Below are 12,066 nucleotides of genomic sequence, written 5' to 3'. Positions count from 1 at the left end.
CGCGTGAAAACGCGGCCGGAGTGGCACGGGCGGGGGCGCCGTCGGCTCCCCCGCCCGTCACCGAGTGCTCAGTAGCACTCGTGCGTACCCGTCTGCAGCGACATGTGCAGGCCGCTGAGCTTGAAGGTTCCGGCCGTGGTCGCCCAGGCCGTCTGCTTCACGTCGGTCAGCGTGGCCGAGTCGGCCTGCTGCGCGAACCCGTACGGGTTGGCCTGCTCGCTGCCGCCCTTCATGCCGGGACCCTTGCTGGCGTCCTTGCCGGCCACACCGATGTCGATGTTGTTGAAGGTGGCGTCGGCGTTGAGGTCGGCGACGTCGATGTAGAGGTTGTCAGCCTCGACCGGCTTGTCGGCGCCCGCCTTCAGGACCAGGCTCACCGAGCCGAACAGCGGGATGTTCGGCGTGACGACGGACTGGCACATGTTGTTGATCGTGGCCGACTTGAAGGCCGAGACCGCAACCGGGTGCGCCGTCTTCTGCCCGTCGAGCGTGTACCCGCTGTCGATCGCGCCGTACTGCTCGAAGCCCTGCCCGACCAGTTTGTCCGCCGTCACCTTGAACGACTGACCCGACACACTGAACGACGCGGCGAGAGCGCCCTGCGCGAGGGCGACACCTATGCACGCCGTGGCGGCCACGCTGGGCACCATGACCACAGCGAACCGCTTCCATCTGGTCCCGCCACGCACCTGGGACTCCATATTTCCTCCTTCTCGGACGTACATCTCCTGGCCCGGACTCGCCACCGGTCGGCGGCTCAACCAGGCAGGGATGGGAGAAGTGCTACGTCCTCGGAAAGGAGAGCGCCCGCGCTCGGCGGCGCGAACCGCGCCCGAATCACCGGCGATCACCCCCGAGCGACAACCACTGGTCGCGCCTGACACGCATCACGCACAACCTTGCTGGACAGGCTTCGCTGTTGGGCGAAGACCCCCCTGCCCTAGAGCCGGCGCCACTGCCGCCGGCTCTGCTCGGTGGGGACCCAGATGCTCCCGTGACCCGACCGGCTGCCGGGGTGCGGGAATGGACCGAGCGTCGCCGATCGTGGTGCATTCTCGGCCCGGGCACAAGGGGGTTCGTTACTGGCTAGTAACGGGCGGATAACCGGAGGACGACCGACCGGTCTCGGAGTGCGACGCTCGGTGGCATTCGAGGGCAGAGCAAAGCCGTTGATCCCTGGACAAAATCAGACAGATCAACGGCTTCGACTTACTCCGAGTAACAGCCGGTGCGATTACCAAGATTTGGTAAAGCACCGCCACCGTGACGACTCGTCGGCAAACCTTTCACCCCGGCATCACAAGCCGTGGCGTTTAGCGACTGGTCAGAACAGGGCGCGCGCGAGGGCCCTCCGCGCGCCCACCACCCGCGGGTCCTCGGGGCCCACGACCTCGAACAGTTCGAGCAGCCGACGCCGCACGGTGTCCCGGTCGTCACCCACCGTACGCTGCACGGTCTCGATCAGCCGCCCGAAGGCGTCCTCGACGTGTCCGCCCACCAGGTCCAGATCGGCGGCGGCGATCTGCGCGTCGACGTCCTTCGGCTTCTCCGCGGCCTCCTGACGGACCTTCTGCGGGTCGAAGCCCTGCACCCGCTGCAGCAGCTCCGCCTGCGCCAGGCCCAGTTTGGCCTCGGGGTGGGCCGGATCGTCGGCCAGCACGTTCTGGTAGGCCCGGATGGCACCGCCGAGGTCACCGGCGTCGAGGGCCTCCGCGGCGGCGTTCAGCGTCGCGTCGTACGGGCCCGCCTGCTCCGGCGCGGGCGCGGCGCCCGGCTGCGCGTCCGGGTCGACCGTCAGGCCGGTGATGCCGAACCGCTGCTCGGCGACCTGCACCAGCTGGTCCAGCGTCTCGCGGATCTGCTGCTCGCCGGCCGCCCCCTGGAACAGCGGCAGCGCCTGTCCGGCCACAACGGCGAACACGGCCGGGATGCCCTGCACCCCGAACTGCTGCATCAGCATCTGGTTGGCGTCGACGTCGATCTTGGCGAGGAGGATGCGCCCGTCGTACTCGACCGCCAGCCGCTCCAGGACCGGGCTCAGCTGCTTGCAGGGCTGACACCACTCGGCCCAGAAGTCGATGACGACCGGCACCTCGGCGGACCGCTGGAGGACGTCCCTCTCGAAGCCCGCCTCATCGACGTCGATGACGAGATCGGCCGGGGCGACGGCCCCCGTACCGCCCTGCCGGGCGGCCTCGGCGCGCGTCTGCTCGGCCTTGGCCTTGGCCTCCTGGGCCGCCTTCACCGCGGCGAGGTCGACGACGCCGCTCATGGACATGTTCCGTGGCTGCATGCGTCTATCCTCCCCCGTTACCGCGTCGGAATGAAAAAGTGTCGTGCGCGGGCGCCGGGTCCCCACCCCACGCCTCGTGGAAGCCGCCCGTGTACGTCCCTCACGAGCTTTCGCTACGACTCGTAGCGTAATGCCAAGCGGACCCCGCGCGACACCACGCGCCGGTGATCTCCCTCACGACCGCACAGATCCCGCCGGTTATGGTCAAGGGATGCAGAGCCGCACTCCCGCCAGCCGTACCGGGCGCCCGCGCAGCGCCGCCGCGGACACCGCGATCCTGGCCGCGACCCGGCAGGCGCTGGTGGAACTCGGCTGGTCCAAGCTCACCCTGGGGGACGTGGCGACGCGGGCCGGGGTTGCGAAGACGACGCTGTACCGCCGCTGGGCGGGCAAGCCCGAGCTGGTGTGCGACGCGGTGGCCGAGCTCTTCGACGAGCTGGAGCTCCCCGACCGCGGCAGCCTGGCCGCCGACATCGAGGGCGTGGTCCTGCAGTTCGCGGCCATCCTGGCCCGCCCGGAGGCCAAGAGTGGCCTGATGGCGGTGGTCGCCGAGTCCACCCGCGACGACGCCCTGCGCGAGCGCATCCGCGCATCGGTCGTGGACCGCCAGAAGCGGCTGGTTCTGGCGGGCCGGGCACGGGCTCAGGCGCGTGGCGAGCTCCCGCCCGAGCCCGGCCCGGAGGAAGCCGCCCGCACGGTCGACCTCATCTTCGACATGGTGGCGGGCGCGGTGGTCCACCGCACCCTGGTGAGCGGCAAACCGGCGGACGAGGAGTGGGTACGGGAGTTCACACGGGTCCTGCTCCTGGGCCTGACGTCAAGCGGGCCGACCGCCTCACAGCCCCCGAGCCTTGACCCTGATACGGCGCCTTTCCAGCCGACCGAGTCGGGTGGTGGGTGGGCATAGGCCGGGGGTCCAGGGGGCGGAGCCCCCTGGTACGCCCACACGGGGCAACGGCGCCTAGAAACCGGCGGGCTCCGTATAGACGCCCCACTCGTCCCGCAGCACCCCACAGATCTCGCCCAGCGTCGCCTCGGCCCGCACCGCGTCCAGCATCGGCTCGATCATGTTCGACCCGTCCCGGGCAGCACTCAGCATCGCGTCCAGCGCGGAGCGCACGGCGGATTCGTCGCGCGCGGCCTTCCGCTCACCCAGAATGCGGACCTGCTCCCGCTCCACCTCATGGCTCACCCGCAGGATCTCCAGATCCCCGGTCACCGACCCGGTGTGCACATTGACGCCGACGACCTTCTTGTCGCCCTTCTCCAGCGCCTGCTGGTACCGGAACGCGGACTCGGCGATCTCCCCGGTGAACCAGCCGTCCTCGATCCCGCGCAGGATCCCGGAGGTGACCGGCCCGATCGGGTGCCGCCCGTCCGGGTGGGCCCTGAGGCCCCGCTCCTTGATCTGCTCGAAGATCTTCTCCGCGTCGGCCTCTATCCGGTCCGTCAGCTGCTCGACGTACCAGGAACCGCCCAGCGGATCCGCCACGTTGGCGACCCCGGTCTCCTCCATCAGCACCTGCTGGGTACGCAGCGCGATCTCCGCGGCCTGCTCACTCGGCAGCGCGAGGGTCTCGTCGAGCGCGTTGGTGTGCAGCGAGTTCGTCCCGCCGAGGACCGCCGCCAGCGCCTCCACGGCCGTACGGACGACGTTGTTGTACGGCTGCTGGGCCGTCAGCGACACACCGGCCGTCTGCGTGTGGAACCGCAGCCACTGCGCCTTCTCGCTCCGCGCGCCGTACACGTCCCGCATCCACCGGGCCCAAATACGCCGCGCCGCACGGAACTTGGCGATCTCCTCGAAGAAGTCGACGTGCGCGTCGAAGAAGAAGGACAGGCCGGGCGCGAAGACGTCCACGTCCAGGCCACGGCTGAGCCCCAGTTCGACGTACCCGAAGCCGTCCGCCAACGTGTACGCGAGCTCCTGCGCGGCCGTCGCGCCCGCCTCACGGATGTGGTAGCCGGACACGGACAGCGGCTTGTAGGCGGGAATACCGGCGGCGCAGTACTCCATGAGGTCGCCGATCAGACGCAGATGCGGCTCGGGCTGGAAGAGCCACTCCTTCTGCGCGATGTACTCCTTGAAGATGTCGGTCTGGAGCGTGCCGTTGAGCACCGACGGGTCCACGCCCTGCCGCTCGGCGGCGACCAGGTACATGCAGAAGACCGGCACGGCCGGGCCGCTGATGGTCATCGACGTCGTCACATCACCGAGCGGAATGTCCTTGAACAGGACCTCCATGTCGGCGGCCGAGTCGATGGCGACCCCGCAGTGCCCGACCTCTCCGAGCGAGCGGGGGTCGTCGGAGTCACGGCCCATCAGCGTCGGCATGTCGAAGGCCACGGACAGACCGCCGCCGCCGGCGGCCAGGATCATCTTGTACCGCTCGTTGGTCTGCTCGGCATTGCCGAACCCGGCGAACTGGCGAATCGTCCAGGTACGCCCGCGGTAGCCGGTCGGATGGAGCCCGCGCGTGAAGGGGTACTCCCCGGGCCAGCCGATCCGCTCGAATCCCTCGTACGTGTCGCCCGGTCGGGGCCCGTACACCGGCTCCACGGGGTCACCGGAGAGCGTGGTGAAGTCTGCGTCGCGCTTGCGCGCGGCGTCGTAGCGGGCCTGCCAGCGCCGGCGGCCCTCCTCGATGGCGTGAGCGTCCATACCATCGAATTTACTTGGACGTCCTAGTAAATGTCGATGGCTGACCGCCGTACGGTGTCCGTACGGCGGTGAGCTTCGTTACGCCTTGGCGACGGCCGGGGCCGGGTCGGCGACCTTGGCCTGCAGCTCGCGGCTGATCCTGCGCTCGACGAAGAACGCGGCGGTGGGAATCGTCCCCGCGAGCAGCACCCACAGCTGCCTGCCGATCGGCATCTTCGCCTTGGAGCCCAGGTCGAAGGCGACGACGAGGTAGACGACGTACAGCCAGCCGTGGGCGATGGCCACGACTCGGGTGAAGTCCGCGGCACCGCTGATGTCCAGCCCGTACTTCGCGATCATGCTCAGGCACAGCAGCACCAGCAGGACACCGGTGGTGTAGGCCATGACGCGGTAGCGGGTCAGCACGCTTCGTTTCATGCCGTCGAGCGTAACCACCCGTTCCGGGAGATCTTGCCCGGGGTCGGTCCTCGGCTCAGCCCTCGGCCCTGCCCTCGGCTCGGCCCTCGCCGCGGCCCTGGTCTCAGTCCTCGTCGAAATCGTGTGCCGCGATCCGCAGGGGGCGGAGCATCGCGAAGATCTCCGCGCACTCCTCCGCGTCGTACACGCCGAGCCCGAAGTCCATCGCCATCAGGTCCCGGGTGGCCGCGTCGACCACCTCGCGGCCCTTGTCGGTGATCACGGCGAGGGTGCCGCGGCCGTCGTTGGGGTTGGGCCGCTTGGCGACCAGCCCCGACCTCACCAGCCGGTCCACGGTGTTCGTCACGGAGGTGGGATGCACCATCAACCGTTCACCGATCTTGGACATGGGCAGCTCACCGGCCTTGGAGAAGGTGAGCAGCACCAGTGCCTCGTACCGCGCGAACGTCAGTCCGTACGGCTTGACCACCGCGTCGACCTCGGCGAGCAGGATCTGCTGGGCCCGCATGATCGAGGTGATCGCGGCCATGGACGGCACGTTTCCCCAGCGCTGCTTCCAGAGCTCGTCGGCACGGGCGATGGGGTCGAACGGGAGGCTGAGTGGCTTCGGCACGTCATCAGACCCTACCGGCAGGTCATATTCCGGGCAGCCCTGTCTCGGCTTTCGGTCGCCCGGGCCGCCAGGACGAGACCGCAGCAGCACAGCACACCCGCCGCACCGGCCCCGGCCAGCGCCATGCCCACGCCCTGGACGGTCATCAGCCCAGCGCTCAGAACTGCGCTACCAGCCACAACGCGCCCGCACCCGGCAACACACCGCACCCACCGCTCATGCCGGCCGAACCGACGGAGTCACCCGTACGCCTCGAGCCGGCGCAGCACCCGAGGCGCACGCGCCTGGGTGACCGGCGCCCGCAGACACCGCCGAGCGGCAGGCGTCCCGGCCAGCGGCGCCTTGAAGACCGCGAGCGACCCGCCGACGACCAGCACCAGCGGGCACAGATAGGCCACGGTGTCCGCGAAGGACCCGAAGAGCCGCAGCAGGGACTCCAGCCCGAGCCCGGTCAGACACACCGTGAGGACCAGCGCGCGCACCGCCAGCTCGACGATCCAGTTGACCAGGGCCCGTTCAGGGGTGATCCCGCGCTCCAGCCACAGTCGCAGCCGGTCGAAGGACCACGCCGTGGCCCAGCCGGTCAGCGGCCGCAGCAGCACCCTGTCCGCGACCGCGCCGAACGCGCCCCCGCGGGCCCGGTACTCGTACCCGGTGAGCAGGCGCACGCCGTGCGCGTCGGGCACGTAACGCCAGTAGGCGCTCGCCTCGGCGATCGGGGAGAGCGGGTGCGAGGAGGAGAAACGCAGGGCACACACGCGTGTGCCGTCGGGACGGTCCTTCTCGCCGGCGGCGACGCCGATGGCGGGCACGGTGAACAGCGGCAGTACACGCCACGTGCAGGTGAAACGCCGCGGCTCGCCCGCCACACCCGGGAGCGCGGCGATCGACGTGAAGCGCAGGTCCCAGCGCAGGCGCGTGACGGGGTCCTGGGTGTGCGCCCACAGCTCGTCGAGGTCGGCGCGTATGTGTGTCTCTCGGTAGAGACCCATGGTGTTCCCCCAGGCCAGAACGTGAAGTTGAGCGATCGCTCGGATGATCAGGAGGGGAACGTACACCTCCGCCCACGACCGCTCAAAAGGGGGCCGACTACTGCGCGAGGTGGCGTTCGACGGTCTCGACCTTGGAGGTGAGTCCGTCGGTCACGCCGGGGCGGATGTCGGCCTTGAGCACGAGCGACACGCGCGGGGCGCGCGCCTCCACGGCGGCGACGGCGCGCTTGACGACGTCCATGACCTCGTCCCACTCGCCCTCGACGGAGGTGAACATGGCGTCGGTGCGGTTGGGCAGCCCCGACTCACGGACGACGCGGACGGCGTCGGCGACGTACTCCCCCACGTCCTCGCCGACGCCCAGCGGCGTCACGGAGAAGGCGACGATCATGCGTTCACGATTCCTTCCTTGCGCGCGCGGGCGGCGATGACGGCGTCCTCGGCCTCGCGGCGCAGGGCGCGCTCGATGATGAAGCCGCCGAAGGGGATGATCGAGTAGGCGAAGTAGAGGCCGGCCTTGCCCTTGTTCCACTTGGTGCGGTTCCAGGCGTCGGCCCAGAAGACCACGTAGAGGATGAACAGCACGCCGTGGATCGGGCCCAGCACCGGGGCGACGTTCACCCCGGAGTCGACCGTGTACTTGATGATCGTGCACGTCGCGAGGACGATCCAGGAAATGCCCTCCGGCACGGAGATGAGGCGGAGGCGGCGGATGGCGGAGGCTGTCTTGAGGTCCACTGGTCACCTTCGGTGGGAGAGACGTCCACAGTTTGTGAACGGAGGCACAAGCGTCCCCCATTGTGGCAAACGACGGCCCTAGGGGTCCGCTCAGGGTGCGTGTCCACCCACGGGCTCTGTTCCGTCCACCCGCGGCGCCGCTACTTTCGCTGCGTGGCGATGTTCCGACTGCAAGGCAGCAAGGTGCTCGCCGTCGACATGACCGGGGACGCCGTGAAGGCGAAGAACGGCTCGATGGTCGCGTACGACGGGCAGATGAGCTTCAAGAAGCTCACCGGTGGGGGTGAGGGACTGCGCGGGATGGTGACCCGGCGGCTCACCGGCGAGCAGATGACGGTGATGGAGGTGAAGGGGCACGGCACCTGCTGGTTCGCGGACCGGGCGACCGAGATCAACCTGGTGAGCCTCCAGGGCGACAAGCTGTACGTGGAGTCGAGCAACCTGCTCGTGACGGACGCGGGGCTGCGCACGGGCACGACGTTCACCGGGCTGCGCGGCGCCTCGCAGGGCAACGGCCTGTTCACGACGACCGTCGAGGGGCACGGGCAGGCGGCGATCATGTCCGACGGGCCGGCGGTGGTGCTCCGGGTCAGCCCGCAGTACCCGCTGATCGTCGATCCGGGCGCCTACATCGCCCACCAGGGCAATGTCCGGCAGTCCTTCCAGTCCGGCGTGACGTTCCGCACGTTCTTCGGGGAGGGCGGCGGCGAGGCCTTCCAGATCCGCTTCGAGGGCGACGGACTGGTGTACGTGCAGCCGAGCGAGCGCAACACGATCGCGGGGGATCTGTAGTCATGGCGTTCCGGGAGATCAACTCGAAGATGGTCGAGGCGACCGTGCTGCCCGGGCAGCGGCTGTTCAGTCAGCGTGGGGCGATGCTCGCCTACAAGGGCGAGGTGTCCTTCACGCCGAACATCCAGGGCGGCCAGGGCGGGCTGATGTCCATGATCGGGCGCCGGGTGACAGGTGAGGCGACGCCGCTGATGACCGTCGAGGGCAGCGGCACGGTCTTCTTCGGGCACGGCGGCCACCACGTCCACGTCATCCACCTGACCGGCGACACCCTCTGCGTCGAGGCCGACCGCCTGCTCGCCTTCGAGGGCACGCTCCGGCAGGGCACGATGTTCATGGGCTCGCAGGGCGGGGTGATGGGCCTGGTCCGCGGCCAGGTCACCGGGCAGGGCCTGTTCACCACCACCCTCCAGGGCAAGGGCTCCGTCGCCGTGATGGCGCACGGCGGCGTCTTCGAGATCCCGATCACCCCGCAGCGCCCGGTCCACGTCGACCCGCAGGCCTACGTCGCCCACCACGGCGAGGTCCGCAACAAGCTGTCCGCCGCGCTGGGCTGGCGCGAGATGGTGGGCCGCGGTTCCGGCGAGGCCTTCCAGCTGGAGCTGAGCGGCAGCGGCACGGTGTACGTCCAGGCGTCGGAGGAGAAGCTGTGAGCGCGTACGGAAGCACGTACGGCACCCCCGGCGGCCCGGTGGTGCACGACCCGATGACCCTGCCCGCCGACGACAACGTGAACAAGTACACGTTCTGTGTCGAGCTCAAGAGCGGGCAGTGGTTCCTGCAGAAGGGGAAGATGATCGCCTACTACGGGGCGATCGAGTTCAACGGCATCGGGCACGGCCGACTCGACCGGCTTGTCCGCACCTCGTTCCATTCGCCACTGCACGCGAGCGACTGGGTCGTGGCGGCGGGCTCGGGCAAGATGCTCCTCGCCGACCGGGCCTTCGACGTCAACTCCTACGACCTGGACGACGGGAACCTGACCATTCGCGCGGGCAACCTGCTCGCTTTTCAGCCAAGTCTCGCGCTCAAGCAATCGATCGTGCCGGGTTTTCTGACCCTTATCGGAACCGGAAAGTTTGTGGCCGCATCTAACGGTCCGGTGGTGTTCATGGAACCTCCGATCCGGGTCGATCCTCAGGCGCTCGTCGGGTGGGCCGACTGCCCGTCGCCGTGCCATCACTACGACCACGGATATCTGACGGGGGTACTGGGCGGTCTACGTGCGATGACTGGCCTGGGCGGGGTATCCGGAGAGGAGCACCAGTTCGAGTTCGTGGGCGCCGGGACGGTCCTGTTGCAGTCGACGGAGACCCTCATGGAGGAGGCGGCGACGGGGGTCGTCCCGTCCGAACCAGGGGTGCCCGGAGGTGGCGGAGCGGCACCGGGCGGACACGGTCCGCAACCGTCGGGTCAACCGCGCCTTCCCGGACAGCTGGGGGACCTCCAGCGCCGCTTCGGGCTGTGAGCGGTAGTCTGCGGAGGGTGACATCGAACGCGTGCGCATGTCACACCACCCATAGTAGTTCGCCATTCAACTTCTTAGGTAGACTTCATACATGGAGACCGAGACGGCCACGCGCTGGCTGACCGATGCGGAGCAGTGCGCCTGGCGCACCCACCTGGAGGTCAACAGGCTGTTGACGTACCAGCTGGAGAAGGATCTGCAGCCGTTCGGCCTGACAATGAACGACTACGAGATCCTCGTGAACCTGTCCGAGTCGGACGAGCACCGGATGCGGATGAGCGACCTCGCCTCCGCGACCCTGCAGTCGAAGAGCCGGCTGTCGCACCAGATCACGCGGATGGAGAACGCCAACCTGGTGCGCCGCGAGAACTGCGAGTCCGACCGGCGGGGGTTGTACGCCGTGCTGACCGAGCATGGCATGGACACGATGAAGAAGGTGGCGCCACATCATGTCGCCTCCGTGCGGCGGCACTTCATCGACCTGCTGTCGCCGGAGGCGTTGACGGACCTGGACAAGGCGCTGAAGCCGATCGCCGAGCACCTGAGGGGGCAGCGGGGGCGTCCCTGAGCCTCCTGAGAAGCTGAGGTGCGGTAGCGGGGCAGGGATGGGTCGCGCGGCCCGGCGCTGAGGGGGTCCCCCCACTCTCGGCTTCGCTCGAGCGGGGGGACCCCCACCGCCCACCCGTGCCGCCCCAGCGGCACGACTGCCGCAGCTACGGCACGAATGTGGGGCAGCGACTGCAACCCCCTAGGGGCGCGGGGAACTGCGCGATCAACCACGACGGCCCGGCACTCGGCGACGGCGATACGCCCCCACGGCGGGTAGCACAGCCGCCCCGCCCGCCAGCAGGAAGCACGCCCCGAGCGGCACCCGCCCGATCAGCAGCCCCGTCACCATCGCGCCCACCGAACTCCCTGCGTTCACTCCGGTGTTGACCCAGGCGCCCGCCTGTGTGCGGGCACCCTCGGGTGCCGCCTCGTCGACCACGAGGTAAGCCGTGGTGAGGGCGGGGGCGACGAACGCTCCGGCGAGTCCCATGACCCCCGCGAGGGTCCACAGGCCGGGCGCCAGGCCCGCCACCGCGGTCGCCAGGCCCAGAGCCACCGCGAACCCGCACAGCCGCACCCGGGCCGGCACCCGCCATCGCACCACCCCGTTGGCCAGGCCGCCGATCGCGCTGCCGGCGGACAGGGCGCCCAGGATCCAGGGGACGAGTGCGGTGTCGTACGACCGCTGCGTGGCGAAGGCCATCACCAACAGGTCCACGCCACTGAGCGCCAGTCCGACGCCCGTGGCCACGGCGACCGGCGCCAGCAGGCCGGTCAGCGCGGCGCGACGCTGCCCGGGGGCCGCGGGGCGCGGGCCGGGCATCACCGGGGACGTGACGAAGACACCGGTGCCGCCGACGATCAGCAGCGCGCTCAACAGGATCCCGGCAGCTGGCGGGGCCCAGCCGGTGAGTACGCCGATCAGGACCGGGCCGGAGACGTACAGCAGCTCTTCGGCGACGCCGTCCAGGCTGTAGGCGCGGGCCAGCATGCCCGGCTCCGTGGCCAGTTCGGCCCACACCGCGCGCATGGTCGGCCCGAGCGGAGGCGCACACGCGCCCGCGAGGGCCGCCGCGGCGGCGACGGCCGGCGGCGCTGCCCCGGGGCGCCAGGTGAGGGCGGCGAGCACGCACAGCAGGGTGCCGTAGAGCATCGCCATGGGCGGCAGCGCACGACGCGCCCCGTACCGGTCGATCAAGGCCGCCCGGAACGGCATCAGGAAGACCGTCGCGGCGCCGAACAGGGACAGCACGGCGCCGGAGACGGCGTAGGAGCCGGTGGCACGCGTGACGGACAGCAGCACGGCCAGGGAGACCGTGCCGTAGGACAGGCGGGCGGTGAGGGCGGAGGCGAAGGCGCGGCGGGCGTGCGGCACGCGCAGGACGGCGGCGTACGAGGGCCGCGCGGGGGCATGCGTGGACATGCTGGAGTTCCTCTGGTGGAGGCGGAAGAAGGGGCACCGAGGGACGCGAGGACCGGTCGTTCATCGGCCTCGCGGTCCGGTGCCGCGCTACGCCAAGGAGAGGAACATGCCGCCAACTT

Annotated in this window: 14 protein-coding genes; 5 read left to right on the top strand and 9 right to left on the bottom strand. The window is 69.8% G+C overall.

The window, feature by feature from the left end; all coding sequences use genetic code 11:
• Positions 1-68: 68 nt before the first annotated feature.
• Both ACWC2T_RS11765 and ACWC2T_RS11760 read right to left on the bottom strand, forming a co-directional pair.
• A complete protein-coding gene (locus ACWC2T_RS11765) occupies positions 69-701 on the bottom strand; it encodes a DUF6230 family protein (protein WP_450670188.1) in 633 nt (210 codons plus the stop codon).
• 623 nt (positions 702-1,324) lie between these two features.
• Complete coding sequence (locus ACWC2T_RS11760) at positions 1,325-2,293, bottom strand: tetratricopeptide repeat protein (protein ID WP_450670187.1); 969 nt, start codon at positions 2,291-2,293, stop codon at positions 1,325-1,327.
• A gap of 211 nt (positions 2,294-2,504) precedes the next feature.
• Here ACWC2T_RS11760 and ACWC2T_RS11755 point away from each other — a divergent pair, with 211 nt between their 5' ends.
• Positions 2,505-3,200, top strand: a complete 696-nt coding sequence (locus tag ACWC2T_RS11755) for a TetR/AcrR family transcriptional regulator (RefSeq protein ID WP_450670186.1) — start codon at positions 2,505-2,507, stop codon at positions 3,198-3,200.
• 54 nt (positions 3,201-3,254) lie between these two features.
• Here the strand turns inward: ACWC2T_RS11755 and ACWC2T_RS11750 are convergent, their stop codons facing one another.
• The 6 genes from ACWC2T_RS11750 to ACWC2T_RS11725 all read right to left on the bottom strand — a co-directional run bounded on the left by ACWC2T_RS11750 (position 3,255) and on the right by ACWC2T_RS11725 (position 7,715).
• Positions 3,255-4,955, bottom strand: coding sequence for an acyl-CoA mutase large subunit family protein (locus tag ACWC2T_RS11750; protein WP_450670185.1), 1,701 nt, complete (start codon positions 4,953-4,955; stop codon positions 3,255-3,257).
• Between the two features lie 78 nt (positions 4,956-5,033).
• Entirely contained in the window at positions 5,034-5,372 is a 339-nt protein-coding gene (locus ACWC2T_RS11745) for a DUF3817 domain-containing protein (RefSeq protein WP_450670184.1), read from the bottom strand.
• A gap of 103 nt (positions 5,373-5,475) precedes the next feature.
• Positions 5,476-5,985 (bottom strand): MarR family winged helix-turn-helix transcriptional regulator, encoded by a 510-nt coding sequence (locus ACWC2T_RS11740; RefSeq protein ID WP_351250160.1) that lies wholly within the window; start codon positions 5,983-5,985, stop codon positions 5,476-5,478.
• Positions 5,986-6,224: 239 nt separating this feature from the next.
• Positions 6,225-6,977: a hypothetical protein gene (locus tag ACWC2T_RS11735; protein ID WP_450670183.1), complete on the bottom strand. Its 753-nt coding sequence runs from the start codon at positions 6,975-6,977 to the stop codon at positions 6,225-6,227.
• Positions 6,978-7,074: 97 nt separating this feature from the next.
• Positions 7,075-7,368, bottom strand: a complete 294-nt coding sequence (locus ACWC2T_RS11730; RefSeq protein WP_393737810.1) for an MTH1187 family thiamine-binding protein — start codon at positions 7,366-7,368, stop codon at positions 7,075-7,077.
• A complete protein-coding gene (locus ACWC2T_RS11725) occupies positions 7,365-7,715 on the bottom strand; it encodes a DUF3817 domain-containing protein (RefSeq protein ID WP_450670182.1) in 351 nt (116 codons plus the stop codon). Before ACWC2T_RS11725 ends, ACWC2T_RS11730 begins: the two co-directional genes overlap by 4 nt.
• A gap of 159 nt (positions 7,716-7,874) precedes the next feature.
• Between ACWC2T_RS11725 and ACWC2T_RS11720 the strand changes: the two genes are divergently transcribed.
• From ACWC2T_RS11720 to ACWC2T_RS11705, 4 genes are all read left to right on the top strand, one after another.
• Positions 7,875-8,507: an AIM24 family protein gene (locus ACWC2T_RS11720; protein WP_228623656.1), complete on the top strand. Its 633-nt coding sequence runs from the start codon at positions 7,875-7,877 to the stop codon at positions 8,505-8,507.
• 2 nt (positions 8,508-8,509) lie between these two features.
• On the top strand, positions 8,510-9,160 hold the full coding sequence (locus tag ACWC2T_RS11715; RefSeq protein ID WP_450670181.1) for an AIM24 family protein: 651 nt from the start codon (positions 8,510-8,512) through the stop codon (positions 9,158-9,160).
• Between the two features lie 53 nt (positions 9,161-9,213).
• Positions 9,214-9,975: an AIM24 family protein gene (locus tag ACWC2T_RS11710; protein WP_351216107.1), complete on the top strand. Its 762-nt coding sequence runs from the start codon at positions 9,214-9,216 to the stop codon at positions 9,973-9,975.
• 91 nt (positions 9,976-10,066) lie between these two features.
• On the top strand, positions 10,067-10,543 hold the full coding sequence (locus ACWC2T_RS11705; RefSeq protein WP_450670180.1) for a MarR family winged helix-turn-helix transcriptional regulator: 477 nt from the start codon (positions 10,067-10,069) through the stop codon (positions 10,541-10,543).
• 204 nt (positions 10,544-10,747) lie between these two features.
• Here ACWC2T_RS11705 and ACWC2T_RS11700 read toward each other — a convergent pair whose 3' ends face one another.
• The gene (locus ACWC2T_RS11700; protein WP_450670179.1) at positions 10,748-11,947 is read right to left on the bottom strand and encodes an MFS transporter; all 1,200 of its coding nucleotides are present in this window, start codon (positions 11,945-11,947) and stop codon (positions 10,748-10,750) included.
• Between the last annotated feature and the right edge of the window lie 119 nt (positions 11,948-12,066).

The organism is Streptomyces sp. NPDC001393, assembly GCF_053597455.1.
This window is presented reverse-complemented; position numbering and strand designations above follow the sequence as displayed.

Bases quoted from the DNA above. Each gene is read 5' to 3' on its own strand.
- ACWC2T_RS11765 (WP_450670188.1), bottom strand. From the start codon at position 701: ATGGAGTCCCAGGTGCGTGGCGGGACCAGATGGAAGCGGTTCGCTGTG.
- ACWC2T_RS11760 (WP_450670187.1), bottom strand. From the start codon at position 2,293: ATGCAGCCACGGAACATGTCCATGAGCGGCGTCGTCGACCTCGCCGCG.
- ACWC2T_RS11755 (WP_450670186.1), top strand. From the start codon at position 2,505: ATGCAGAGCCGCACTCCCGCCAGCCGTACCGGGCGCCCGCGCAGCGCC.
- ACWC2T_RS11750 (WP_450670185.1), bottom strand. From the start codon at position 4,955: ATGGACGCTCACGCCATCGAGGAGGGCCGCCGGCGCTGGCAGGCCCGC.
- ACWC2T_RS11745 (WP_450670184.1), bottom strand. From the start codon at position 5,372: ATGAAACGAAGCGTGCTGACCCGCTACCGCGTCATGGCCTACACCACC.
- ACWC2T_RS11735 (WP_450670183.1), bottom strand. From the start codon at position 6,977: ATGGGTCTCTACCGAGAGACACACATACGCGCCGACCTCGACGAGCTG.
- ACWC2T_RS11730 (WP_393737810.1), bottom strand. From the start codon at position 7,368: ATGATCGTCGCCTTCTCCGTGACGCCGCTGGGCGTCGGCGAGGACGTG.
- ACWC2T_RS11720 (WP_228623656.1), top strand. From the start codon at position 7,875: ATGTTCCGACTGCAAGGCAGCAAGGTGCTCGCCGTCGACATGACCGGG.
- ACWC2T_RS11715 (WP_450670181.1), top strand. From the start codon at position 8,510: ATGGCGTTCCGGGAGATCAACTCGAAGATGGTCGAGGCGACCGTGCTG.
- ACWC2T_RS11710 (WP_351216107.1), top strand. From the start codon at position 9,214: ATGACCCTGCCCGCCGACGACAACGTGAACAAGTACACGTTCTGTGTC.
- ACWC2T_RS11705 (WP_450670180.1), top strand. From the start codon at position 10,067: ATGGAGACCGAGACGGCCACGCGCTGGCTGACCGATGCGGAGCAGTGC.
- ACWC2T_RS11700 (WP_450670179.1), bottom strand. From the start codon at position 11,947: ATGTCCACGCATGCCCCCGCGCGGCCCTCGTACGCCGCCGTCCTGCGC.